We start from the raw sequence: 24,154 nt of genomic DNA, 5'->3' as shown, positions 1-24,154 counted from the left end.
AAAACCCCTCAAAACATATAAGAAAAGTTGTTTTTATGATTCCTATATCTCTTATTACTTGTAAAAATCTATAAAAAAGGTAAGGATAGAAAAGAATATGTTTTATCAATAAGTTATATTGAATTGCCCAATAAGCGTTAAGTGGTGTTGTAAAAGCAATTTTTACACTTTTTGCTATAGGTTTTGAGGGGGGGTGAAAAAGTGCTTCATTGTTGTGTTCTCTGATTTTTCACCAAAGGATGCCATTCATAGCGTATGGTAGGACGACCGCCTTTTTGCGCCTTGTCTTCACAGATTTCACGAAGATAGTTGCAACGGCATAAAAGCTCTAAAGCTTTTTTAATGGCTTCCTTGTCTTTTAAACGCGTCCAGTTACGCTGGAGAATATCACGAGCAGTAAAGACACTAGGCAAGTATTCACAACGCTCTACAAGCAAATTTGCATGCTCTATTGTTAAGCTATCATCCGCCGCATAAAGACGTTTCGCATGGCTTAAAAGATATTTTGACCAATGCAAAGCCATAAAAAGATAAGGGTAACTTACTTCAAAACGATTACCATCAACAAGTTCGAAGATTAAGGCAAGACTTGCTATGGTTTTTGGCATTTTTAAAAGATAGGATTGTAAGGTTTCAGAGAGATTATCCTCTCTCACTTCTTTATGAAGATTTTCCCACCATTCACGAAATGCCTCTTGTGCTTCGGGAGAAAAATGTATCACCCGCGGCTGTTCAGGAGAGCCTAACGGTTTATCGCGAAAAGAACGAAACACCTCTTCATAGTCTTTATAGGCGTCTTGTAAGGGGGCTCTATCAATCCATTTGCATTCTTTATTGTTATCGGGCCAAACGATTATTTGAAAACGTTGCAATAAACCATCATCGTTTATCCCACGCTTTATCGCTTGTACAATGGGAATAATCCGAGAAGGTTGAATGCCCCCAATCATAGAAACCGTTGCATTTTCAACATGGATTGTACCACGCCCAATACGGTCATGGGTATAGGGTATATCACCATTGAAAGATTGCAAATAAAAACCACGGTCTGTTTGATATTCCTTACGATTTAGATTTTCTAAAAAACCAGAAAGTTCATCACGGACTAACAATAATCCATGCGGGTTTTCTTTGAGTAATTCTCCAAGCTTTTCAACCGTTGCATCATTGACAAGAAGACGCCGCTTTGTATCGTTCTGATTACTTTCTTCCTCATTCTCAATCATTTCTTCTAAAAAGGCACGGGTTGCGTCATAATCACCCTTTTTAAAAGCCTTTGCTGCTTTTTTATTTACTTCTTTTTTACGCAAGGTCTCAAAAGCTTCCTTCACTTTTGCTTGTTTATTCTTTTGTTGACAATTTTTATGCCATTCATTTTGTAAGCTATAGAGCGGTGAGAGAGCGGCTTGCATAGCAGGTGTTTTTCGTGCAGAAGGTTCTCCAATAATCATCCCCCATAGATTAGGAACAATGTACCAATTATCAAACTGTCTTGGCGCGATACGAACCCCATTGCCAATCACAGAGGCTAAAGCACAGATAGCAGAGACAGCCACAAAATCGATAGGCGATTGTTGACGGTCAGCAATATCATAAATATACCTTCCCAATACCAATGGAACTTGTTTAGCGTGAAAAGGTTCAACCGGTAAAAGCGCTTTGTTGATTGGTTTTAATTCACCCCAGCCCATTTGTTGCAAAGCCTGTTCATAAGGAATGGCTTGTAAACAGGGATGCTCCTTTAAAGAGACAGGGGTGTTATCATTATCAGTATTCTTTACAGAGCTATTTTCATTATTATCAAGACTATGTTTTTTCATTATTTTTCTCTTTCATAATTTAATAATAAAACGTTAAAATCAGCTCCTTCGGGAGCTTGCATCATCAAGACTTCAAAGCCTTGGCATTGCGCACGGGTAGCAAGGGCAAAACCTGCTTTACGACCCGCCTCATCGCCATCCATAGCTATGGTGAGATGGGCTTTTGATTTGATATGGGGTAAATTCACATGCGTCATGCCACTGGTTGAAAGGGATGCCCATAAAGTCACAGGCTCTGATAACAGACCAGACAGCAGAGAAAGACCTGTTTCAATTCCCTCACAAATGACCAGATGTTGATGATTGGCTTGGCTTAAATGTACAGCACCGCCCTTAACAGAGCCCAGCATGGCTTTTGTTGGTAACTGTTCTGTTTTGCATCCATTGTCTTGTAAAAAGGTTCTATGGATTGCAAAGGAGCCACCACCCTCAACAAGAGCAACCAATGCGGGGATGGTTTTCCCAGAGGGATGAGGGCATTTGCTATGAAAACGTAAATTGGAGGGTAATTCACAAGTGATACCACGCTTGCGTAAATAAAGCTCTGCTATGGTCCCTTTAATGGGTTGACTTTGCTTCCAAATCTCTTGTGCTTTAGCAACTTTCTGTATTGCTGTTTTCTGCTCTAATAAAGAGCGATTGTAACAAGAGGTTTTATGAACGAAATATGCTTGCTTCTCTTTTTGACAGTAAGCATTTTTATCAATCAACCCAATATTCTTAAGAGCTTGTAAGATTTCTCTAAAAGAGCAGCCGGCATAACAATAGAGTAAGAGACGCCCATCATTTCCATTGGCAAGAGCTAAACTAGGTGACCTATCATCATGGGCAGGACAACGGGCAAGTCCATAATGCCCGTGCCAAACACCATGCAAGGCACAAACCATGCTTTGAGCATTTGTACAATGCATAAAATACCATCCTGCTACTTGCATTACAGGACAGATTTTGTTATTTCAGAATTTGTGAGACTTGAAATACTTTTGTCTGTCCTATAAGGCAAAGTTTTTCTTTAAGCGGCGTTGTTGCTACGTTGGTTTTTAGCCTTCTCGATTACATCATGAAGGTCTGATGCTAACCAACGGGATAAGGCACCAATTTTTAGAGGTTTTGGTACCGTTCCATCAGCAACACGCCGCCAAAGTGTTGTAACGCTTATACCAAGCAGTTTTGCACTCTCACGAGTTGTGAGAAGTCCTTTATTTGTATTCATGGAATCCCCATTTATTTAAACATTCAAGTGACCGAATCACTATTTAATGACCGTATATAAATAGCATTTTGTATCAAACATTACCAGCAAAAACATACGTTTCTTGCATAAAAAACAATATGTTGTGGTTGTGGTCTTCATAATAAGCAATAATTTGTGGTTGCTATTATTCATTATGGATATAATAAAGGCAAAGACATAGAGTTATTCTTAACTTTTATGATTTTGCCCCGTGACATAAGCCGCCCATTTATCCATATAAACACGGCGCTGTTCTAAATAATCAGTACGACGGTAAGCACGCTCTACTTTACCCCCGACCGTATGACCTAGAATGGTTTCTGCTACCTCAAAAGGGGCATCAGTTGTTTCTGCTAGCCAATCGCGTAAACTAGACCGAAAACCATGCGGGCAGGCTTCAAGTCCAATTTTTTTCATATATTGTGACATACAAGTATCAGCAAGGGAACCTCGACCTGTTGCAGAAAAAAGGAACCCATTACGAGAAAGCAAACGCGCTTGTTTTAAAATTTCCAATGCCTCTGATGATAAAGGCACGCGAAACTCTGTTGTAGTATCACGCCTTCCTTTCATATTTTCAGCAGGGATGGTCCAGATATCATCTTTAATCTGATCTTCACGAATATGGCGCAAAGGATAGGTACGAACCCCTGTAAGGATAAGCAAACGTAAAGCCAGTTGTGTTAGGGTTGTTGTTTGGCAAAGCGTTTTATAAAAAGCCGGTATATCTTTCCAATCCATTGCAGGTCTATTTTGCGTTTTATGGCGTTGTTTCCCCAGCAAAGCTTTTGCTTTTGCTGTAGCCTGTAAATCAACATCCAAACCTAATGCAGCGGCATGTTTAAAACAAAGATTGAGACGCATCAGTGCTGTATTAGCTGTCCCAGCTTTTGTATGCCAGATGGGAGCAAGTGTATTGCGTATATCAGTTTGTGTAATCTCTGAAACCGGCATACAGCCTAATTTAGGGAGAATATGAAGTTTTAAAGGTGAAAACCAATCTCCATTTTTACCATCTCCTTTTAATTCAGCTTTACGGCTTTCAAAAGCATCCAAAGCGATATCTTTGAGATAATGCAGATTACGCATTGCCTCACGCTTTTGTTTCTCACGTTCTTTAATGGGGTCACGACCCTCACGTAAAACAGAACGCCATTGGGTTGCACATTCACGGGCTTGTTTTAAAGAGACATCTCTTAAAGCCCCCAATCCCATTTCACGACGGCGTCCGTGGATGGTATAGCGTAAAAGCCATTGAGCACCACCATCTTTACGCTTGTGAAGTAGCAAGCCGGCACCATCATTATATTTGCCAGCTCCCAATGTTGCGACAGCCCTTGCATTAAGACGATTCATTAAAGGCATTTTTGCTCCTTTCTAAACGGTTTTCTACCCACACGATAACCCCGCTTATGATGTGCAAGTAAGTGACTTTAATTGATACAAAATGAAATGATTTGAAATGAGAGAATCTTACAATATTCGGGGGTATGATACAAGTTGAAAAAGGATGATTTATCTTTATAAATCAATACGTTGTATACCTTCGTAAGCGTAAAGATGGTGGTGCTCAGTGGATTTATCACTGTACCCTTCACGGGCAGCGGCGTAAAGTGGGTTTGGGGGTTTTAAGAGATGTTTCTTTCAAATAAGCGTGTGAATTAACAACCCGATGGCGTTTTGTTCTTCGTGAGGGGCGTGATTCCATTGAGAAACGTCGTATCGTTATCCTATTCAAAAAAATTATTGATGATGAGGGATATGCATTTGATTTTTCTTAAAGATTTGTTTTTCTTGTTTGCGTTATACCGGCATTATTTTATTTGTCATCTATATCGTATAGCTGGACAGTTATTGCAATAACAATGGTGGGGGTGCGGGTTGTGCCATATATTGTGGTATTTCTGTGATATTGAAGAAAGATTGGTGGTATGTCAAAAATATCATAGGATATATGGGTGAGAGTATTATTCCTTATTGGATGGAGACCAAGGGTGTAGATATGGCTGTAAAAATTAATATACAAAGCTTAACTTTATACTCTATTTTTGTTGCATGTATCGTTTTTGCTTTAAAATATTGGGCATATTACATTACTGATTCGGTTGCACTTTATTCAGATGCATTGGAATCGATTGTCAATATCCTTGCTGCATTGGCTGCGTGGTGGGCTGTTAAAGTCAGTCTGAAGCCGGCGGATCATGATCATCCTTTTGGGCATCATAAAGCCGAATATTTTTCTGCGATTCTTGAAGGAATCCTGATCATTATTGCGGCAATGATTATTTTAAGGGAAGCATGGATTGCTCTTTCGACCGTTAAATTGTTGCAAAAACCTGGAATATGGATCGTTATGCATCTTAGCGCGAGTGTCATAAATTCCCTTTGGGGATTTGTGCTGATTCGGCAGGGAAAAATTCACCGTTCACCAGCTCTTAAAGCCGATGGAGTGCATTTCATAACAGATGTTTTTACCTCTTTTGCCATTTTAGTTGGTTTGATTGCTGGTTTTATGGGGGGATGGAATATCTTGGATCCGATTTTAGCAATCATTATTGCCATTAATATTCTTTTGCAGGGCTGGAAGGTGATTAACAGTGCCGTTCAAGGGCTTATGGATGTTGGAGTTGAATTGAATGAAACGATGCGGATTCGTGAGCTTATTTCTGCAAATGCACAGGGTGCACTTGAAGTCCATGATTTGCTTACACGTGTTGCTGGTAGAGTGACTTTTATAGAGTTTCATTTGGTTGTACCAGCCGCAATGTCGGTCGGAGAGGCACATCAGATTTGCGATAAAATTGAAGATGTTCTGCAAAAAGAATTTGATAATGTGCGTGTTTCTATTCATGTCGAGCCTGAAGAGGAGGCGAAGTTGCCTCTCGGTACAACGGTTGTTCCTTTTATATAAAAATTTTTCTCAATTGTTTGATAGTGTAAAGCATTGTATTTTTGGATGATAATACAGAGTACACGCATCCTATAAAATACAACATATTGATTTATGAAAATAATTTATCGTTTTGCATGTTGAATGAGAGTTTCGAATATCCTGAGATTCTCTTATTTCAAACGTGCTTATGTTGAAGCAATCAAAATCATCCCCTTGCACGCCACAAGTGGGATTATTGTGTGGATAAAAAATAGAAAAGAAAGGAGTAAAAATATCTTTTATGAATTGTTTAAATACCAAGGGTTGCCGCAACATTGGAGGTTGGTAAATAGTATGATAGTGCCGGTTTATTACTGCACAAACGTAAAGATGGTGGTGCTCAGTGGATTTATCGATATATCATCCCTATATATCATCCATGGGCGGCGTGAAATGGGTTTGGGTGCTCTTTAAGAGATGCTTCTTTAAAGCAAGCGTGTGAATGAGAAACTCAATGGCGTTTTGTTCTTCGTGAGGGGTATGACCCCATAAATACAATGGTTGTTTCCATCTGATTTTTATTTTTTTCATCAATTAAGCATAGAAAAGTGAAGTTCAACGGAATATTTTTGATACGGATTTTTTCAGCGGATTTGTGATATGAATCATATTGACTGAGGGGGGCTGGGACAATGATGAGGGGGGCTGGACTGATGGGTGGAATATGATCTCAAGAGAAATAAACTTGTTATTAGATTGGTCTTAAGAATTTTTATTTCCTTAGTATAAAGCGGAAACTAAGCTATTCTTTAAAGGGATATGAAATAAAGAGATTTTCATTTTTTGCTGTTTTTGCAGCTTTGAGGTTGTTGTTAGCACGTGTTTAAAGATCAATTGTTTCTGTACAGGCTATTTCATTGTTTTGATTGATAAGGCGATAACGTTGCAATTGGCAGCGCCATCGATGGTGAAAGCTTTCAATGGCAAATAAATTGAAGCCTGCTGGTGGCTTTTTATTACCAAAAGCTTGTGATGCGGAAGTAACACCAACAATAGGAATTGTTCCCATTGTTCCTGTAATAGTGTGCAATGTGGGGAGATGGGTATGGCCGTGAAGAACAAGTTCACAACCATGGTGTTTGATAACGTCTAGAAAACGATTGATACCCCATAATTTTTTATGCCAAGAGGTTGCATGGTGAAAGGGGGGATGATGTATCATGACAACACGAAAAAGATTGCGTGTTGCAGCTTCATTTAAAAGTTGTGATAAAGCTTGCGCTTGTCTTTTGCCAAAATAACCAAAAGCTTGAAAAGGTGGTGTCGCAATAGCTGAGGAAGTTCCTATAATGGCAACATTCTTGCGAATGCGCATATAAGGAAAGGGCAGGGCAGGATTTTGAGGGAAATCACCTGTAATCCAAGGTTGAAAGAGAGTACAGGCTTTTTGCAATGCACCACGAACGTAGGCGTCATGATTGCCAAATGTTAAAGAAATATCTTGAGGCTGCCCTTGGTTAAGCAACCAAGTGTGTGCTTGTTCAAATTCTTTATCGAGAGCAAGATTAACAAGATCACCAGAAATGACAAGATGATCAGGATTTGTTTTTTTTAAGGCATCCATTAAAGTTTCTAAAACATCGGTTGCCATTTTGTGTTTGCGTTTTTTTTGCCAATTGAGATAGCCAGTAAGACGCTTTCCACAAAGTTCAAATAGGGAAGGTTGTGGTAGGGGGGAAAGATGCACATCCGATATATGAGCGAGATAAAACATAGGCGTTAGCATAGCGCGGAAAACGATTTAGGCAATACAAAAGAGTATAAGAGTTGCCATTATAAGAACTTCCTCAGCTAAAGCGCGTTCATTTTTTTGAGAGAAGAGAAGATTATAAAATAAAAAGACAATTTGCCGAAAAGGTAAGAAAAGTTTTTAGGAAATTTATACTTATTGGTTTTAAATAAAACAAGACAGCATACCCCATCATATTATTCTTTATTTTATTGGGGGGTATGTTGCGTATCGTGTGCTGTCTTGTAAAAGCGTCCTATAATCTTTGAGTTTTTTAACGGCTTTCACGATACCACAGACTGTTCAATAGTAAAAGACATGCAAGCAGTGCAAAGAAACCAGAAAAGATCGGAAAATAGAAAGAATTTATTAAACGGGTTTCTGTTGCTTCTTTCAAAACAATTGAAGGGGTACGAGAAGGTGCGCGGTCTTTTTGTGATTGAATCAGTTTGAAGGGAGGAAGATGAATAGCTTGTTTTTCTTTGTCGTGTAAACGCACGGTATAACCTCCGGTATGTTGACTGATGGGAGCTAGTTTTTCTTTTGTTGAAATTAGGTCAAACAGTTCGAGATTATCAAGCATTCCTACAGCAGAAAAGGCTGTTAAATCATCATTTTTGATCGTAAAAATCCCTGTTTCATCGGTATCAATCGCGGCTGTAAAGACACCTTCTTGCTCTTTTGTAAGGGTGATATTCTCTCTCTTTCCAGAAGGAAAAGTGATTTCCGCTGGTTCTGGATGATCTTTGAGTGTTTGGCGACGAACGGTTAAACGATAATGGTTGCTGGTAGCGCTTAACTTTTCCTCTTCAAGTTCGGGTTCTTTCATAAGCCAATGAGCAATGCGGCGATAAAGAGCAGCATAAGGACCTCCACCCTCAAAACCTCTTGCCCAAAGCCAACTTTCATCGGAAAGCAGCATGCCCACACGTCCTTTGCCAACATGGGAAAGAAGCAAAAGTGGTTGGTCATCAGCTCCTTTCATGAGAACCTTGCCTTTGTGCATATTTTGAATGGCAATTTGTCGTAGCCAGCGTCCCCATTGCGAGGCTGGAGTGGTAGAGGTTGCAAGATCTCTGGTCACAGGATGACGTTCGCCTTGTTTGGTTAATGTAGGACGAAAAGGTTTTTGAAGGATAGTGCCATTGGGCAATGCTGGAAGAACGCTTATTAAAGGTGTCTTTGCAAGCGAATTTTCTTTAGTAAATTCAGGCCCTGTTACGATCAGCAACGCACCACCCTTTTGTACATACTGAGCAATATAATCATAATAGATTAATGGCAGAACAGCAGAATGTTGATAGCCATCAAGGATGACGAGATCAAAACTATCAATCTCTTCAACAAACAGCTTTTTTGTGGGAAAGACCACAAGTGATAATTGGCTTGATGGCGTATTATCGGCTTTGTTGGGAGGACGCAAAATAGTAAAATGAACAAGATCTATGTTAGAGTCACCTTTCAGAAGATCGCGCCATGTCCGTTCCCCATTGTAAGGCGCACCTGAAATAAGAAGGACATGCAAACTTTCTCTGATGCCTTCAATAATAGCTATAGAACGGTTGTTTTCAAAGCTTAATTCGCCTTTGTGCGTATCGGTGGAGACTTGAATAATATTTTTTTCAGCGTGAGGAAGGGTGATTTCAGTTTGAAAAATGATACCAGGGGTTACAGAATAGTGACCAACTTCTTGTCCATTGATGCTTACAATAATATTTGCTTGCTTTGGTAGAGTATCTTGGCTGTGTCCTTTATCTTCTACCAATATAGAAAGCATCTGTGGTTTGTTAATAAGAGCAAAACGAGGGGGAGAAATAATTTTGATTTGCCGATCAAACTCTTCTGATCTTCCTGTTATCAGAGCGTTGATAGGTGCTGTAGAGTGAAGATCGGCAATGGGAGGGATATCGTGCACTTGTCCGTCGGTGATAAAAATTGTCCCTGCATAACGAGAGGGGGGGATATCAGATGTCGCTTGTGTTAAAGCATGAAACAAATTTGTTGAGGCTGCATATTGATTATCAGCAAGTTTTCCTGCTTCAATAAAGCGTGGTTCAAATTGTGGATAATGTTTCAGGGCATTGATTAATTGCGCACGTGCTTCATCACTCTCATTGGTACGTGTGCCAAATGTTTGGCTTTTGCTGCGATCAATGACAATGCCTACCGTACTTTTAAGGGGTTCACGCTGCTCTTTTACAATCATTGGATTAAGCAAAGCAAGGATGAGAGATACCAATGCCATAAGGCGTAACAGAGAGCCTTTACGTTGTGTAATAAGACCAATCATGACAAAACAAGCCGATATTCCTCCTAAGAAGAGAATCCAAGAAAGAGGCAAGAAAGACTGAAAAGTAAAGAATGGTATCATTGCTTTCTTTCTCGCTTAAAGCGTTCTAAAAGTGCTGGAACATGAACTTGGTCAGCTTTATAGTTCCCTGTAAGGACGTAGATAACTATATTTAATCCTGCACGAAATGCCCAGAGGCGTTGCATTGGATCATTGGGAATAAGAGGGTATTTCCACATGCCTTTTTCATCGAGTGCCCAAGCACCAGCAAAGTTATTGCCGGTAATCAGGAGAGCACTTACATTATCACCAAAGCTTGGAGAATTGTTTCCTTTTTTATTGGTTGATGATGATTCAACCCACAAAGGTGAACCACGGTAGAGACCGGGAAAATCTGGCATAATATAAAAAGAACGCGCAATTACATGATCTGTTGAAGCGGGTTCAATAGCGGGGATATTTAATCCTTTTAAGATGGTTCGTAATCTTTGTGTTGCTGGGGTCGCTTCTCCTTCAAGATTAAGGCTGGCGTTTATTTGATCACGCGTGTCAAAGAGAATTGTGCCTCCGTGTTTCATAAAGTTATTGATTTTTTCGAGGCTCTTTTGTGTTGGTAAAGGACTATTCGCATCAATGGGCCAATAGATTAGAGGATAGAAGGCGAGTTCATCTTTATCGAGATCAAGAGCTATCACAGAACTTGGTGAGAGCATTGTCCGTTCTGCGATAAATTGGCTCAGTGCTTCTAGACCATTTTTGCTTGTTGTATCAATTTCATGGTTATGTGTCACAACGTAAGCAAGATGCGTCGCACCTGCTGCTTGTATTATTGTTTCATCGTTATTTTCTGTCTCTTGTGCATGCACTATTGTATTATAGAGAAAAAAGGCAATAAAACTTATTACAAGGGGTAAGAGAAGCAGTACATTACGCCGCCGGTTAAAAGAAAAAGTGCTTCCTCTCCATAACATAAGAAAATTATCAAAGGCAAATAATAAGACGGCTAATCCTAACAGTGGACCAATAAGGTGTTGTTCTTTTGTCTCGTAAGAGAGAGGGTTTTCTTTTAAGAAGGATGGTAACGATGATTGTTTCTTCAAATATGATGAAGGGTTTAAGAGATTGAGGGCATAAAAATTGTTTTTTACACCATAAAGTCCAGGAGGAGTGAGAGAGGAGGGAGAGGGTGGATTTTGGTTCTCAAGGACCAGTGAGGCAACATAAGGGGGAGGCATTTGTAATTGTCCATCAGCGGTCATTGTTCGCCAAGGCTTTTGTATTGTTGTTTGTTCTTTGATGGGTGTTAAATTTGTCTCTTTATAGGCGCTCAAGGTGATCAATTTTTGCAACATTTGCGCAAAAAAGCCAGAAAGAGGAAGATTTGACCATGTGGGATCTGGCGCAATGTGAATCAGAATGAGTGTTCCTTTGCCACGTTTAGACGCTGTAATAAGGGGAGTTCCATCAGAAAGACTAAGCCATGTTTTTTCAAAAAGATCTGGGCTTGGTTCTGCTAGGATTTGGCGTGAGACAGTGACATCTTCTGGAAAAGGAAGATCAAAGAATAAGCTATTTTTTGCAAATGGCGCAAGTTTTTGTGGTTTCGTCCAAGACATAATACTCCCAAGTGAACGCTTGCCATGACGAAGCGGCACCGGAAGCAGACTATCGTAATGTTCTGCAGTACTCAGCTTTTCTCCCGCAAAGCGGATGAGTGTTCCTCCTTTATTGACAAAGTCAGAGAGTTTGTTTTCAGCTTCTTCTGACATGTTGACAATGTCACCCATGATGAAAACAGAAGGATTTTGTTTGAGTAAGTGATCAAGATCGGTCGAAAGCTCTCTTCCATCGGCTGTTATAAGCTGTGTATGACCTTGTAATGCTTTGATAATATAGTAAAATGGAGAGAGCAAAGGTTGTACCATTTCACGCGTGTTTGGTGAGAGAAGAGCAACACGGCTTGCCCTGTTATGGCTGTCTACTAAGAAGGTTGCAGCAGCATGGGTTTGATTGCTCATTTTTATCCAAGCAATGTCATTGCGTAGTTCAAGGGGAACATGAAAAGGTACGAGCGTTGTTGTTTCTCCCTCAAGGAAATTGGTCGTAAAGCGACTAAGGAGTTGATTGTTTGCATCATAAAGGTTCAAGGTGACGGGAGTTTTACCATGGGGTGTTGAACGGATAACGCGTACGGCCATATCGCCATTGTTATTTTCTATAGCTGTTATGCCGGTTAAATCAGAAATATCAGATGAGTACCATAGGAATGTTTTGGGTTTGAGTTGTTCAATAAGAGTGAAAGTTTGATCATCTTCTTCTGTTTGTAAACCATCACTTAAGTAAGCAATATCGAGAGGTTTCCCTTTGTTTATTTCAATCAGCTTTTTTAGGGCATGTATACGATTGACCGGCCATGGTTGGGGTTGCAAATGCATTAATTGTTGTTTGATGACTTTTGCCGGAAGAGGACCTCTATTGGCGGTATCACTTTCGGCTGTTGCAAGAAAATAGATATTTTTTTGCTGTTTTTCTGCTTGTGCAAGGAGGGTTTCAGCAACAGAAATACGTTTTTTCCATTCTCTTATAGATGCCCATCCATTATCGATAATAAGTGCTAGGGGTTGAGAGCCGGAAAGGATAATGGGTTTTTGATTCCAAATAGGTTGCGCCAAAGCGATAATAATGAGTGCTGCTATGGTTAAACGTAATAACAGTAACCACCAAGGTGTATGGTTTGCCGTTTCCTGTTGATGCGTTGGTTTTGGAAGAAAACGCAAAGGAGGAAAAAGTTCTTTATGCGGGGGGGGCGGTGTTATGCGCAACAACCACCAAACGATTGGTAAAGACAGAAGTCCTAGTAAAAGCAGGGGGGAAGCAAAACTCAAGGCAACCTCCTAGAGTGAGATGGAGCATGCCCAATTTTGTTTGCAAGATGCAAAATGGTTTGGGTCAAAGATTGGTTTGTTTTACTCACGTGATAGGTCCATCCTTGGCGTGCGCAAAAGTTTGTTAATTGTTGTCTCCTTGCTTGGTAGAGTTGGCAATAGTTTTCACGAAGATCTTCTGCTTTTCCCAAAATATGCTTTTCTTTTGTTTCGGGATCAAAAAACTCTGTATGACCTTTGTAGGGAAAGGTTTCTTCTGCAGGATCAGCAATTTCAATTAAATGAGCAGTAACCTGTTTTGTCGATAAAAGGGTTAAATCGCGGATAATCTTTTCAGGATGATCAAGAAAATCGCTTATGATAATGGCGTGTGAAAAACGCGTAACCGTTGAAAAGTTTGGAAATGGATTGTCACTTTGATAATTTGTTAGAGCGAGAGCTATGCGTTCTATGACATTGGTTGCCATTGTAGGAGGCATTAAAGTCGGGATAGCAATATGTTCGCCACTGCGTGCCAAAAGTGATGCTAATGCGAGGGTTAGAATGATGGCATAATCACTCTTGGAGATTTTGGAAAAACGCGAACAATAATGCATAGATTCGCTTTGATCAGGCCATAGCCAAACTGTTTGTGTCATTTGCCATTCTTGTTCACGGAGGTAGGTATGTTCATCACGTGCTGAACGACGCCAGTCAATGCGGGTAATGGATTCCCCTTCCATATAGGGGCGAAATTGCCAAAAATTTTCCCCGTTCCCCCGTTTACGTTGTCCATGCCATCCAGTAAGAAGTGTATTGGCGATCTTACGAGCTTGTAAAAGAAGATGTGGCATTTTTGTTGCATCTTCCTGTAGTTTTTCCGTCAGTGATATTGGAGGCTCTGGAGCAACTTTTTTGCCAATAGCCATTTCAAAGAGCGTCTTTCATGAGAGTATTAATAATATCTTTTACGGTTATATTTTCAGCATGTGCGGAAAAATTGAGTGCCATGCGATGTTGTAAGACCGGATAAGCTAATGCTTCAACATCATCAAGGGAGGGCGCTAAACGACCATAATAAAGTGCACGGGCACGGACACAAAGTGAAAGTGCTTGCGATGCGCGAGGACCAGGACCCCAAGCAATATAAGTATTGGCAAGAGTGTTGTCTTTATGAGGGCGGGCCAAACGGACAATTTTTAAAATGGCTTCTACGACATTTTCTGAGAGGGGCATTTTACGAACAGTCTTTTGAATTTTTTGTAATTTTTGGGTTGATAAGATCGGTTTTGTCTTTTGCTTTTTTTCTCTGGTTGTTTCTAAAATAATACGCCGCTCTGTGGTTAGATCAGGATAGTCAATATCAATTTGCATCAAGAAGCGATCCAGTTGTGCTTCAGGAAGTGGGTAGGTTCCTTCTTGTTCAAGAGGATTTTGCGTTGCAAGCACATGAAAAGGTTGTGGTAAATCATAGCGAGTACCAGCTACGGTAACATGATATTCCTGCATGGCTTGTAAAAGAGCCGATTGTGTGCGTGGAGAAGCGCGGTTGATTTCATCTGCCATAAGAAGTTGAGTGAAAATGGGGCCTTGGACGTAGCGGAAAGAACGTTTACCATTTTTATCTAAATCCATAATTTCAGAACCGATAATGTCTGATGGCATTAAATCGGGCGTAAATTGAATGCGTTTTTCATCAAGTCCCAATACTGTTCCCAAAGTTTCAACAAGGCGTGTTTTAGCAAGTCCTGGTGCGCCAACAAGAAGGGCATGCCCGCCAGAAAAAATAGCGATTAAAGCATATTCAATTACGTGACTTTGTCCAAAAATAACTTTGTCAATTTCTTGTTGTAGGACATTCAATTCTTTGTGTGCTGCGTCAATATCATCAATGATCATTTGGGCTTCATTATTGATATTGGCTTTTTTAAGAGAATTGGATGATGTATCACGTTGACTCATATTTTTTCCTTAAGGCGTTTGTCGCAAAATCGATAATTTTCTCTGCATGGTAATGAATATTTTATGATTTGTAGCAGAAAATGAGAAGAAAAGAAGGATAATATGTTATTTTTTAATATTTGTATACCCACAGCGCTCTCTTTGAAACACGCAGGATTGAAGCAAATAAGAGTGTTGTGTAAGGGGATGTATTGGAGATATCATTCTCGTATAATATCTGTTTAAGGCAACGAGAGCAATTTTTTTGAAGGATTCGAGGGTGGGCATAAGACAAAACTTCAAACATGTAAAATGGTTACAGCATAGTGATATCCAAACACTTCTTCGTGTTTTGTCTGTTGGGGGTGAAGAAGCCCGTATTGTAGGGGGAGCGGTGCGTAATCAGCTGTTAGGGCAGCCTATTAGCGATATTGATATTGCGACAACTTGTTTGCCACAGCAGGTTATTATGCGTGTAGAAGAAGCAGGATTTAAAGCCATTCCTACAGGAATTGCATTTGGCACAGTAACGGTGGTTTCTCCGTCATGTTGTTATGAGATAACAACGCTTCGCTCTGATATTGAAACGGATGGTCGCCATGCAAAAGTAGCGTTTGGTCGCGATTGGAAAAAAGATGCTAGACGGCGCGATTTTACGATTAATGCGCTTTATTGTGATGCCGAAGGCCACCTTTATGATGATGTCGGCGGTTTGAATGATATTGCTAGCCGGACAGTTCGTTTTATCGGCATTGCAGAAAATCGTATTCGTGAAGATTATTTGCGTATTTTGCGGTTTTTTCGCTTTTTTGCTTGGTATGGAGCTGGGCGACCTGATGTACAGGGGTTGAAAGCATGTGTTGGTTTAAAAGATGGTTTGCAAAAACTGTCCTCTGAGCGCATTTGGGGAGAGATGAAAAAACTTCTTGCTGCTTCAGATCCAACACGTGCTCTTTTATGGATGCGTCAAAGTGGTGTTTTGACATGCGTTTTTCCTGAAACAGAAAAATGGGGTATTGATGCAATCCACGCATTGGTAAAAGCAGAACAGGCTTTTGGTTGGAACATTGACCCGTTGTTACGGCTGGAAAGCCTTCTTCCTCCTGATCCTATCCGTCTTCATGAAATGGCACAACGTTTGCGTCTTTCTAATAAGGAAACAACGCGATTAAAACAATGGGCAGAGTTAAAAATGACGAGCCAAAACTATTCAGACGCTTTTGTGCAAAAAATGATTTATTTTCATGGCCGTCAGCCGGTTGTAGATCAATTGTCCTTGTGTGTGGCTGCAGCACATTTTGCCGCCCTGCAAGAAGATGAGGCTGCGCAGAAAGTAGAAAGGTATATGCGGCTTTATCAGCTTGCTCAAAAATGGCAAATTCCTACTTTTCCTGTTAATGGCAAGGATTTGATGAAAAAAGGTTTCTCTAAAGGGGTTTTGTTAGGAGAAAAGCTCAAAGAGCTCGAGATGCTATGGATTGAAAGTGGATTTTCAATGGATCGTAATGCATTGTTAGAAAAAATTCATTCGTAATACAGTTCTTTATAAAGAATCTTTGTTATTTTCATAGAGCAAATTGCTTATAGCATTATGATTGCTGAGGGTCATCATAGTGTGATGAAGTAATAAGTCGGTACCATCATACTCTTTGCCAGCCCCCAATGTTGCAACAGCCCTTGTTATTGAGACGATTCATTAAAGGCATTTTTGCTCCTTTCTAAACGGTTTTCACCCCACACACAAACCCTGCTTATGATGTGCAGAAACATCATTTCACTTGATTCAACATAAGGGGATTTGAATTAAGAGAATCTTACAATATTCGGGCGTCTCATTCAACAGGTAAAACAGTAAATTATCTTTATAAATCAATTTGTTGTAGTCTTAAAAGCTTTCTTTTAAAAACTGTTTTCATGGGCAAGGTGTTTGCATTTTTATCAAGATTTAATTTCTTCGTGGTTTTTTATAAAGCTTCTCTTTTTCAGGAAAGCCAATTTGACGAAGTGCTTCTCCTGTTGTGATTGCTACACTCATTGCTAGATTTAACGAGCGTGCATGGGATTGCATAGGAATTTTTAATGCACAATCAACAGCTTCATGAACATAATCGGGAACGCCGGCTGATTCACGACCAAAAAGTAAAACATCATTTTTCTGATAGCCTATTTGCGTATAGCATGTTTGTGCTTTTGTGCTTAAAAGCAAAAGACGACGATTAAAATGTTTCATGGAATGCATGAAATGTTGCCAATCCATATGTCGCTCTAGCGAAGCATATTCGAGATAATCTAATCCTGCACGCTTAAGATTGCGATCTGACAGATTAAAACCTGCTGGCTCAATAATGTGTACATGTAAACCAAAACAGGCGCTAAGACGCAAAATTGTTCCAGTATTACCAGCGATATCCGGTTGAAAAAGCGCAATATGGAGTGTCATATGCTCTATAGTATGTCTTTTTCTTCATGTTTGTAAAGAAGTTCTCTTGATTTATGCAAAGAATATCATTGAAAAGCGCAGAATCTTTATCTTTGTATTTTATTGCCATTTATTCTGTATTTTAGAGAAAGCTCTGTCTCTAAGTTTATTATGGGATACGTGGAATGTAATCAAAGAAAACAACAATCACCAATGCGTTTTAATACGAATGTAAATAGTACAAAAACATATTTTCTTCAGAAGAGGATGACTTTATTTGCGAAGTTTTATTGCATATGAGAGATGCATATTCGTGCCCGTAAATGGTATGTGATTGTGAATGGTATAGTAATAAAGCCATTGTGCACCGCTGTCTTTACGTTTAGAAGGTGCAAGTCGGCTCCATCATACTCTTTGTCAGCCCTCCATGTTATCACAGTCCTTGGTATTTAGACGATTCATAAGAGGCATTTTATGCCTTTCTCAATGTTTTTTATCCACACGCCAATTCCCGTTTATGACGTGCAAATAAATAATTTTAATTGATGCAAAATGAGAGTATTTCAGATGAGAGAAGATTATGGTCTTCGGGGGATCATTCAATATACATAATGATAAGTTATTATAAATCAATGCGTTGTATTGTAAGGTTGCTTGGTCATAAAAATAACAAGTGGTGGCACCGCGGTTTAGAATGGGTATTTGTCACTTTTTATCAGTATTTATAGCGCCAGAACTTATAATTTTGATGGAGTTCTAAAGAGAATTCAATGTAAAATTTAAATCTTTTTTATAGAGGTTGGTTATAAAAATCTCTGTATCAATCTTTTCCTATGAAACAAGAGTTTTGTGTTTCATAAATTTGGTGGTTAAAATATTGTTTTCGTTAAAAAAATCTTGGTTTTTACAATAAACAGCATAGCAATAGCAGATCATATCTGTGAAGAGGGGGCTTTATCGTTGAGGGTTTTGAGGATGAAAGCATCAGAATGGGGGAGAGTTACACTCTTTTTGAGAGTGGGAACTATAAGTTTTGGGATGAGATAACAGATTGCATAAATGGTAAGAAATTTTTTGAGGGGTTTTATGGTTTAGGGAACTCAAAGATCAGGGATTGTACAATGGAAGTTGGTATGGTAAAAGGTCTCTTGGAGCTATGGACGACCTCGTCGTTAAGGGAATGAGTAAGCAAACAAGACGCGATTTTCTGTTTTTGGTAACAGCTGTGACAGGGGCAGTTGGGATGGGTGTTGTTGCGTGGCCTTTTATCCGTCAATTGCGCCCAGATGAGGCTGTTTTGGCATCTTCTTGTGTGGAAGTAGACCTTTCTGGGATTGAAGAAGGCATGTCGATAACAGTGAAGTGGCGTGGACAACCTGTCGTTATTCGTAACCGCACCGCAAAAGAAATTGCTGAGGCTCGTGCTACCAAATTAAGCCTTTTGAGAGACCGTCAGGCACGTAATCCTAATCTTGAAGGTGAAGAAGAGGCAACAGATTTTGCCCGTTCGGCAGGTGAGGGGCGTGAGAATTGGCTTATTATCATTAATCTTTGTACGCATCTTGGTTGTGTAACACTTGGACAATCAGGTAAATTTGGTGGGTGGTTGTGTCCATGCCACGGGTCTGTTTACGATACAGCTGGAAGAGTGCGTTCAGGACCCGCTCATTATAATTTAGCTATACCACCTTATCGTTTCCTTTCTGATACCTTACTCAAAATAGGATGAGGTGATGACAAAATTTCTTCCTTATTGTCCTAAAAGTGCTGTTGCCCGCTGGTTGGACAAGCGTTTACCTCTTCCCCGTTTTTTCTATAATGCGTTTGTTATTTTTCCTGTGCCACGTAATCTTAATTACTTTTATACATTTGGCGGTATTTTGACCGTTATGCTTTTATCACAGCTTTTGACCGGCATTGTTTTGGCATTGCATTATGTTCCGGATGTTCATTTGGCCTTTGAAACGGGTGAGCGCTTTAGGCGTGAGGGGCAATTTGGTTGGCTTTTTCGTCCATGGCATTGTGTAGGATCGTCCTTCTTTTTTATTGCTGCTTATCTTCATTTAGCACGCGGACTTTATTACGGTTCTTATAAAAATATGCGCGAAATGGTTTGGGTTACAGGTGTTTTTATCTATATCACTATGATGGCAATAGCATTTTTGGGTTATGTGCTTGTGTGGGGAATGATGTCTGTTTCAGCAGCTTCGGTGGTTGCTGGTCTCCTAAAAGCTATCCCTGTGGTGGGGACATGGCTACATGAGACACTTCTTGGTGGTTATAGCGTAGGACAGCCAGCGTTAAACCGTTTTTATGTTTTTCATTATGTTTTGTCATTTGTTTTACTTTTTTTGGTCGGGCTTCATATTTGGGCAATCCACCAAGTTGGACAGAGTAATCCAACCGGTCTTGCAATACAATCCGATGAGGAAATTGTTCCTTTTTTACCCTATGCGTTTATTAAAGATCTTTTTGCCATTCTTGTTTTTTTGCTTCTTTTTTCTTGGTTTTTATTTTATATGCCCGATTATATGGGGCAGGCTGAAAATTATAGCGTTGCTGATCCTTTAAAAGCGCCTCTTCGTGTTGTACCAGAGTGGTATTTTTTGCCTTTTTATGCGATATTGCGTGCTATAACTTTTAATATTGGTTTTCTTTCATCAACTTTTGTGGGTGTTCTTCTTTTAGCGGGTTCGGTGTTTGTTTGGGTATTTGTTCCATGGTTAGATCGCTCTCAAATTTGCTCGGCAAGATATAGACCTGTTTATAAAATTTTCTTTTGGGCCTTTATTTTTGATGTTCTTTTTCTTGGTTGGTTGGGGGCAAGGGAAATGAGTGATAGCACTCTTTTATGGACGTATTTGGCAATTGCTTATTATTTTATATTCTTTTTGGTTGTTTTGCCGATTCTCCCTCTTTTTGAAAAGGGGCGCTCTCTTCCTGCTTCAATGACTGAAGATATAAAACAGAGAAAAAATACATTATGGTGAATGTTTTTATTGGATTGATTGTTATAGCGGTGATGAGTTTTCCATTTCAGAGTGTTGCAAGGAACGTCTCTGATAAAGAGAAAGAGTTTAGTTCTTTCCCATTACGTGTTCCTAAAAAACAAGAATGGAGTTTTTCAGGGCCATTTGGGGTTTATGATAAGGCGCAGTTACGGCGTGGTTTAAAGGTTTATCGGCAGGTTTGTGCCAGTTGCCATGGGCTCAAATATGTGACTTTTCATGATTTAAAGGCGCTAGGCTATGATCAGCAACAGATTCAGAATTTCGCCAAGCAATATGAAGTGAAAGATGGTCCTAATCGAGAAGGAAAATTTTTTAAACGTGCTGGTATTGCAACAGACCATTTTCCTTCTCCTTTTGCTAATGAAGAAGAAGCAAGATTTATTCTCAATGGTGCTTCTCCTCCAGATCTCTCGTTGATGGCACGAGCGCGCGCCATATCTTTGCCATTTCCTGCTGTTATTTCCGATGTATTGACGCATTACAATACGGCGGGTCCAGATTATATTACAGCTCTTTTAACGGGATATCAAAAGGCACCAGAGAATAAAAAAATTGCTGGTGGTTATTGGTATAATCCTTATTTTGTTGCAAGTGATACTTTAACTATGGCGCCTCCGTTGCGTGATGGCATTGTCTCCTATGAGGATGGGGCACAGGAAACCGTTGAACAATATGCGCGTGATGTCTCTGCTTTTTTGATGTGGGCTGCAGATCCTCATATGGAGGTTCGTAAAAAAACAGGGTTTCGTGTTATCTTGTTTTTAATCATTTTGGCAAGTCTTGTTTATATTTTGAAAGTCCGGATCTGGCGTGGTTTAGAAGGAAAATTGGGAGAGAATAGGAGAGGCTGAAAAGAAGAGTGGGCTAGAGTGCTGGTTGTGAAAAAGCATGGAACAAATCTGATCATGATGCATTGAGTTTTATCAAGTAAAAGCAAAGTAAAAACGGAGATGTTAAAATGAAGAAAATTGTATATACTACTCTTATATCAGTTTTGATGGCTTCTAGTCCTTATGCCCAGCCTCTCACAGTTCCTCATAAACCTGAAACGATTTCTGCGACAGGGACTGTACAGGTAGGTTCCGATGCGTCTGTGCGTTATGTGACGCCTTTAGCAACGGATTTTGTTGCTTCAAGCCTTATTGGTGCCAATGTATACAATATAGATGATGAAAATATTGGTGAAGTAAAAGATATCATTCTGCGTGAAAATAATATTGCGGGATTTGTTATCGCTGTTGGTGGTTTCCTTGGTCTAGGGGAAAGTTATGTGGTTGTTGCTCCAGAAACAATCCAGATGATAAATGACTATGGTAAATGGAAGCTTATTACCAATGCAACAAAGGATTCTTTAAAACAGGCTCCAACCTTTAAGTACGAAGGACGTTGGGCACGTTAATTTCGTATTTTCATTTTCTATGAAGAGAGCAGTGTTATCATGATCTATGATGGCACTGTTTTTTGTGTAAATCCTTTAGGATGAAATATTGAGATGAAGTGGATATTAGGTATTATGTTTAAAGAGCATAATATCGCCGTCTTGCACAATGTATTCTTTGCCTTCATCACGGGCTTTACCTGCTTCTTTCGCACCATTTTCTCCACCTAGAGCGATATAATCCTCGTAGCTGATGGTTTGAGCACGAATAAAGCCACGTTCAAAGTCTGAGTGGATTACACCAGCCGCTTGGGGGGCTTTGGTGCCACGCACAATTGTCCATGCGCGTGTTTCTTTGGGGCCACAGGTAAAGTAAGTAATCAGATCAAGCAAAGAGTAGCCAGCGCGAATGAGGCGGTTTAAACTCGGTTCAAAGAGTTCTAAGGCATTAAGATATTCTAAGGCTTCTGCATCATCAAGTTGGGTGATTTCTGCTTCGATCGAAGCCGAAATGATAATGCTTTGTGCATTTTGCTCTGTTGCTATTTTTTCAACAGTTTTGGTGAAGCTATTTCCATGAGCGGCATCACTTTCACTCACATTGCATACATAAAGTACCGGTTTGGACGTTAAAAGGTTTAAATTATCAAGGATACGGCGTTCATCGGAGGAGATTTCTTTGAGTAATAACCGGACAGGGCTTCCTTTCTGTAGTAAATCTAATGCTGCTTCCATAATGGGAAGAATGGTGAGAGCTTCTTTTTCTTTGCCGGTTGCACGTTTACGGACTTGTACAATTCGTCGTTCAAGGCTTTCAAGATCTGCAAGCATGAGTTCTGTTTCAACGGTTGTAGCATCAGAAACAGGATCAATGCGGCCTTCTACATGGGTAATATCATCGTCTTGAAAACAGCGTAAAACGTGAACAATGGCATCAACTTCTCGGATATTGGCTAAAAACTTATTGCCTAAACCTTCGCCTTTTGAAGCGCCACGTACGAGTCCAGCAATATCAACAAAACTGATGCGTGTGGGGATGATTTCTTTTGAGCCGGCGATTGAGGCAATTTTTTCCATTCGCAAATCTGGAACAGCAACTTCACCGGTATTGGGCTCAATTGTGCAAAAGGGATAATTGGCAGCCTGTGCTGTCGCTGTTTTTGTTAATGCATTAAAAAGGGTTGATTTACCAACATTAGGTAATCCCACAATACCACATTTAAAGCCCATGAGTAGTCTTCTTTTCTATTGATTTTATGGTTAAGATGAAACATCTTTGACGTTTTATAGCATATTTTAAGAAGAGTTATAGTCTGTTATTGCTGTAGGTAAGAAAAAAGTCTATGTTAACGAATAGGTTGCTTTTTTAAACATCTTTAAAAACTTATCTCTTAAGGATAAGAGATTTTCAAATTAGCGTTAATAATACGCTAAGTTTTTCATAGTATGCAAGTCTGCATAAAGAATTAATTGGAGAGAATGTAAGAGTGTTATCTCATCGTGCTTTTTTAATTGCAGCACCTTTGGCTTTGGTTGGATGTGCTACGCATCAATCAGATATGTCGTTGGTTTCTTCTCAACAAGTTATGCATATTCCAGCAGAAATGCAGGCCTTATACGGTCCTGTAACCAATGAACCTTACTTATTGCCCGCCATTAATCTTACAACGATTGATCCAAAATTTTGGCGTCAAAAAGTGATCTATTATACATCTTATCCACCTGGAACATTGGTGATAGATACGCAGGAGTGTTTTCTTTATCTTATTGGTGAAAATGGGCAAGCTCTGCGTTATGGTATTGGGGTTGGTAAGGAAGGGTTAGCATTTGAAGGTGAGGGAGTTGTCCAGCGCAAGCGCAAGTGGCCAAATTGGGCACCTACCGCGGCAATGATGGCGCGAGAACCAGAACGTTATGGTCATCTGGGAAAAGGGATGCCTCCAGGTCCCGATAATCCTTTGGGTGCACGAGCACTTTATCTGTTCAAAAATGGGCAGGATACGTTTTTCCGTATTCATGGTTCTCATGAGTCTTGGTCTATTGGTCGTGCTATTTCAAGCGGATGTATTCGGTTGCTTAATCAAGATATTATTGATCTTTATGATCGTGTTCCCGTTGGCGCACGTGTGGTGGTGTTGCAAAATGGTGATCGTCAATCGGCTTTAAGTCAACAATCAAGAATGTATGATCCGCTTCAGGAAACTATTAATCCACAGAGTTTCTTTTAATTTCAAGGATGTGATCTTGGTTTGTATCATTGGATGATTTTTGTCAGATGAGAGGAAGCATACTGCGTGTATTGGTTTTCTGTAACCTCTGAGGTGGGGAAACAGACAACTTCATTGGGTAAGGATATGAAGGCGTAAAGGGAAAAATCCGTTCCAGCCTATCACTCTTTAACGCGGCTTTACAACGTTTAAAAGTATCGACAGCTATATCTTTTAAAATAATAGAGATTGCGTATTGCCTCATGTTTTTGTTTGTCACGTTCTTCAATGGAGAACGACCCTGATGTAGAAGAGAGCAACATTGGGTT

Annotated in this window: 18 protein-coding genes and 2 pseudogenes; 9 read left to right on the top strand and 11 right to left on the bottom strand. The window is 39.8% G+C overall.

What is annotated here, in order from left to right; translation table 11 throughout:
• Positions 1–206: 206 nt before the first annotated feature.
• From LNM86_RS08995 to LNM86_RS08980, 4 genes are all read right to left on the bottom strand, one after another.
• Positions 207–1,820: a YfjI family protein gene (locus tag LNM86_RS08995; protein WP_241437414.1), complete on the bottom strand. Its 1,614-nt coding sequence runs from the start codon at positions 1,818–1,820 to the stop codon at positions 207–209.
• Positions 1,820–2,731 (bottom strand): DUF7146 domain-containing protein, encoded by a 912-nt coding sequence (locus LNM86_RS08990; protein ID WP_241438973.1) that lies wholly within the window; start codon positions 2,729–2,731, stop codon positions 1,820–1,822. The genes LNM86_RS08995 and LNM86_RS08990 overlap by 1 nt, the downstream gene beginning before the upstream one ends.
• Before the next feature lie 101 nt (positions 2,732–2,832).
• On the bottom strand, positions 2,833–3,033 hold the full coding sequence (locus LNM86_RS08985; protein WP_241437413.1) for a helix-turn-helix transcriptional regulator: 201 nt from the start codon (positions 3,031–3,033) through the stop codon (positions 2,833–2,835).
• Positions 3,034–3,243: 210 nt separating this feature from the next.
• Positions 3,244–4,419 (bottom strand): tyrosine-type recombinase/integrase, encoded by a 1,176-nt coding sequence (locus tag LNM86_RS08980; protein ID WP_241437412.1) that lies wholly within the window; start codon positions 4,417–4,419, stop codon positions 3,244–3,246.
• 152 nt (positions 4,420–4,571) lie between these two features.
• Between LNM86_RS08980 and LNM86_RS12985 the strand changes: the two are divergent.
• From LNM86_RS12985 to LNM86_RS12980, 3 genes and pseudogenes are all read left to right on the top strand, one after another.
• A pseudogene (locus LNM86_RS12985) lies at positions 4,572–4,772 on the top strand (hypothetical protein); the annotation flags it as partial.
• A 284-nt stretch (positions 4,773–5,056) separates the two neighbouring features.
• Entirely contained in the window at positions 5,057–5,965 is a 909-nt protein-coding gene (locus LNM86_RS08975) for a cation diffusion facilitator family transporter (RefSeq protein ID WP_241437411.1), read from the top strand.
• Positions 5,966–6,227: 262 nt separating this feature from the next.
• Positions 6,228–6,429 (top strand): annotated as a pseudogene (locus tag LNM86_RS12980) (integrase); the annotation flags it as partial.
• 380 nt (positions 6,430–6,809) lie between these two features.
• Here the strand turns inward: LNM86_RS12980 and LNM86_RS08970 are convergent.
• The 5 genes from LNM86_RS08970 to LNM86_RS08950 all read right to left on the bottom strand — a co-directional run bounded on the left by LNM86_RS08970 (position 6,810) and on the right by LNM86_RS08950 (position 14,831).
• A complete protein-coding gene (locus LNM86_RS08970; protein WP_241437410.1) occupies positions 6,810–7,712 on the bottom strand; it encodes a metallophosphoesterase family protein in 903 nt (300 codons plus the stop codon).
• A gap of 277 nt (positions 7,713–7,989) precedes the next feature.
• On the bottom strand, positions 7,990–10,086 hold the full coding sequence (locus tag LNM86_RS08965) for a hypothetical protein (RefSeq protein ID WP_241437409.1): 2,097 nt from the start codon (positions 10,084–10,086) through the stop codon (positions 7,990–7,992).
• Positions 10,083–12,890, bottom strand: coding sequence for a DUF4159 domain-containing protein (locus LNM86_RS08960; protein ID WP_241437408.1), 2,808 nt, complete (start codon positions 12,888–12,890; stop codon positions 10,083–10,085). Before LNM86_RS08960 ends, LNM86_RS08965 begins: the two co-directional genes overlap by 4 nt.
• Positions 12,887–13,798 carry a DUF58 domain-containing protein gene (locus LNM86_RS08955; protein WP_241437407.1) on the bottom strand — a complete coding sequence of 304 codons (912 nt, stop codon included), beginning with the start codon at positions 13,796–13,798 and terminating at the stop codon, positions 12,887–12,889. The genes LNM86_RS08960 and LNM86_RS08955 overlap by 4 nt, the downstream gene beginning before the upstream one ends.
• 1 nt (position 13,799) lies before the next feature.
• On the bottom strand, positions 13,800–14,831 hold the full coding sequence (locus LNM86_RS08950) for an AAA family ATPase (protein WP_241437406.1): 1,032 nt from the start codon (positions 14,829–14,831) through the stop codon (positions 13,800–13,802).
• Between the two features lie 259 nt (positions 14,832–15,090).
• Here LNM86_RS08950 and LNM86_RS08945 point away from each other — a divergent pair, with 259 nt between their 5' ends.
• Positions 15,091–16,344 (top strand): CCA tRNA nucleotidyltransferase, encoded by a 1,254-nt coding sequence (locus LNM86_RS08945; RefSeq protein WP_241437405.1) that lies wholly within the window; start codon positions 15,091–15,093, stop codon positions 16,342–16,344.
• 411 nt (positions 16,345–16,755) lie between these two features.
• On the opposite strand, the gene LNM86_RS08940 is transcribed toward LNM86_RS08945, so the two are convergent.
• On the bottom strand, positions 16,756–17,250 hold the full coding sequence (locus tag LNM86_RS08940; protein WP_241437404.1) for a tRNA (cytidine(34)-2'-O)-methyltransferase: 495 nt from the start codon (positions 17,248–17,250) through the stop codon (positions 16,756–16,758).
• A 1,159-nt stretch (positions 17,251–18,409) separates the two neighbouring features.
• On the opposite strand from LNM86_RS08940, the gene petA reads away from it, so the two are divergent.
• From petA to LNM86_RS08920, 4 genes are all read left to right on the top strand, one after another.
• Positions 18,410–18,958 carry a ubiquinol-cytochrome c reductase iron-sulfur subunit gene (gene petA, locus LNM86_RS08935; RefSeq protein ID WP_241438972.1) on the top strand — a complete coding sequence of 183 codons (549 nt, stop codon included), beginning with the start codon at positions 18,410–18,412 and terminating at the stop codon, positions 18,956–18,958.
• 4 nt (positions 18,959–18,962) lie between these two features.
• Entirely contained in the window at positions 18,963–20,219 is a 1,257-nt protein-coding gene (locus tag LNM86_RS08930; RefSeq protein WP_241437403.1) for a cytochrome b, read from the top strand.
• Positions 20,213–21,091 carry a cytochrome c1 gene (locus LNM86_RS08925; protein WP_241437402.1) on the top strand — a complete coding sequence of 293 codons (879 nt, stop codon included), beginning with the start codon at positions 20,213–20,215 and terminating at the stop codon, positions 21,089–21,091. Before LNM86_RS08930 ends, LNM86_RS08925 begins: the two co-directional genes overlap by 7 nt.
• 107 nt (positions 21,092–21,198) lie before the next feature.
• Complete coding sequence (locus tag LNM86_RS08920; protein ID WP_241437401.1) at positions 21,199–21,639, top strand: PRC-barrel domain-containing protein; 441 nt, start codon at positions 21,199–21,201, stop codon at positions 21,637–21,639.
• Between the two features lie 105 nt (positions 21,640–21,744).
• Here LNM86_RS08920 and ychF read toward each other — a convergent pair whose 3' ends face one another.
• Positions 21,745–22,848, bottom strand: a complete 1,104-nt coding sequence (gene ychF, locus LNM86_RS08915) for a redox-regulated ATPase YchF (protein WP_241437400.1) — start codon at positions 22,846–22,848, stop codon at positions 21,745–21,747.
• A gap of 257 nt (positions 22,849–23,105) precedes the next feature.
• Between ychF and LNM86_RS08910 the strand changes: the two genes are divergently transcribed.
• On the top strand, positions 23,106–23,846 hold the full coding sequence (locus tag LNM86_RS08910; protein ID WP_241437399.1) for a L,D-transpeptidase: 741 nt from the start codon (positions 23,106–23,108) through the stop codon (positions 23,844–23,846).
• Positions 23,847–24,154: the final 308 nt, after the last annotated feature.

This window comes from Bartonella machadoae (assembly GCF_022559585.1).
In the GTDB taxonomy this organism is placed as follows: Bacteria; Pseudomonadota; Alphaproteobacteria; order Rhizobiales; family Rhizobiaceae; genus Bartonella; species Bartonella machadoae.
The sequence above is the reverse complement of the archived record's forward strand: the minus strand, read 5'-3'. Positions and strand labels throughout refer to the sequence as shown.

Bases quoted from the DNA above. Each gene is read 5' to 3' on its own strand.
- LNM86_RS08995 (WP_241437414.1), bottom strand. From the start codon at position 1,820: ATGAAAAAACATAGTCTTGATAATAATGAAAATAGCTCTGTAAAGAAT.
- LNM86_RS08990 (WP_241438973.1), bottom strand. From the start codon at position 2,731: ATGCATTGTACAAATGCTCAAAGCATGGTTTGTGCCTTGCATGGTGTT.
- LNM86_RS08985 (WP_241437413.1), bottom strand. From the start codon at position 3,033: ATGAATACAAATAAAGGACTTCTCACAACTCGTGAGAGTGCAAAACTG.
- LNM86_RS08980 (WP_241437412.1), bottom strand. From the start codon at position 4,419: ATGCCTTTAATGAATCGTCTTAATGCAAGGGCTGTCGCAACATTGGGA.
- LNM86_RS08975 (WP_241437411.1), top strand. From the start codon at position 5,057: ATGGCTGTAAAAATTAATATACAAAGCTTAACTTTATACTCTATTTTT.
- LNM86_RS08970 (WP_241437410.1), bottom strand. From the start codon at position 7,712: ATGCTAACGCCTATGTTTTATCTCGCTCATATATCGGATGTGCATCTT.
- LNM86_RS08965 (WP_241437409.1), bottom strand. From the start codon at position 10,086: ATGATACCATTCTTTACTTTTCAGTCTTTCTTGCCTCTTTCTTGGATT.
- LNM86_RS08955 (WP_241437407.1), bottom strand. From the start codon at position 13,798: ATGGCTATTGGCAAAAAAGTTGCTCCAGAGCCTCCAATATCACTGACG.
- LNM86_RS08950 (WP_241437406.1), bottom strand. From the start codon at position 14,831: ATGAGTCAACGTGATACATCATCCAATTCTCTTAAAAAAGCCAATATC.
- LNM86_RS08940 (WP_241437404.1), bottom strand. From the start codon at position 17,250: ATGACACTCCATATTGCGCTTTTTCAACCGGATATCGCTGGTAATACT.
- petA (WP_241438972.1), top strand. From the start codon at position 18,410: ATGAGTAAGCAAACAAGACGCGATTTTCTGTTTTTGGTAACAGCTGTG.
- LNM86_RS08930 (WP_241437403.1), top strand. From the start codon at position 18,963: ATGACAAAATTTCTTCCTTATTGTCCTAAAAGTGCTGTTGCCCGCTGG.
- LNM86_RS08925 (WP_241437402.1), top strand. From the start codon at position 20,213: ATGGTGAATGTTTTTATTGGATTGATTGTTATAGCGGTGATGAGTTTT.
- LNM86_RS08920 (WP_241437401.1), top strand. From the start codon at position 21,199: ATGAAGAAAATTGTATATACTACTCTTATATCAGTTTTGATGGCTTCT.
- ychF (WP_241437400.1), bottom strand. From the start codon at position 22,848: ATGGGCTTTAAATGTGGTATTGTGGGATTACCTAATGTTGGTAAATCA.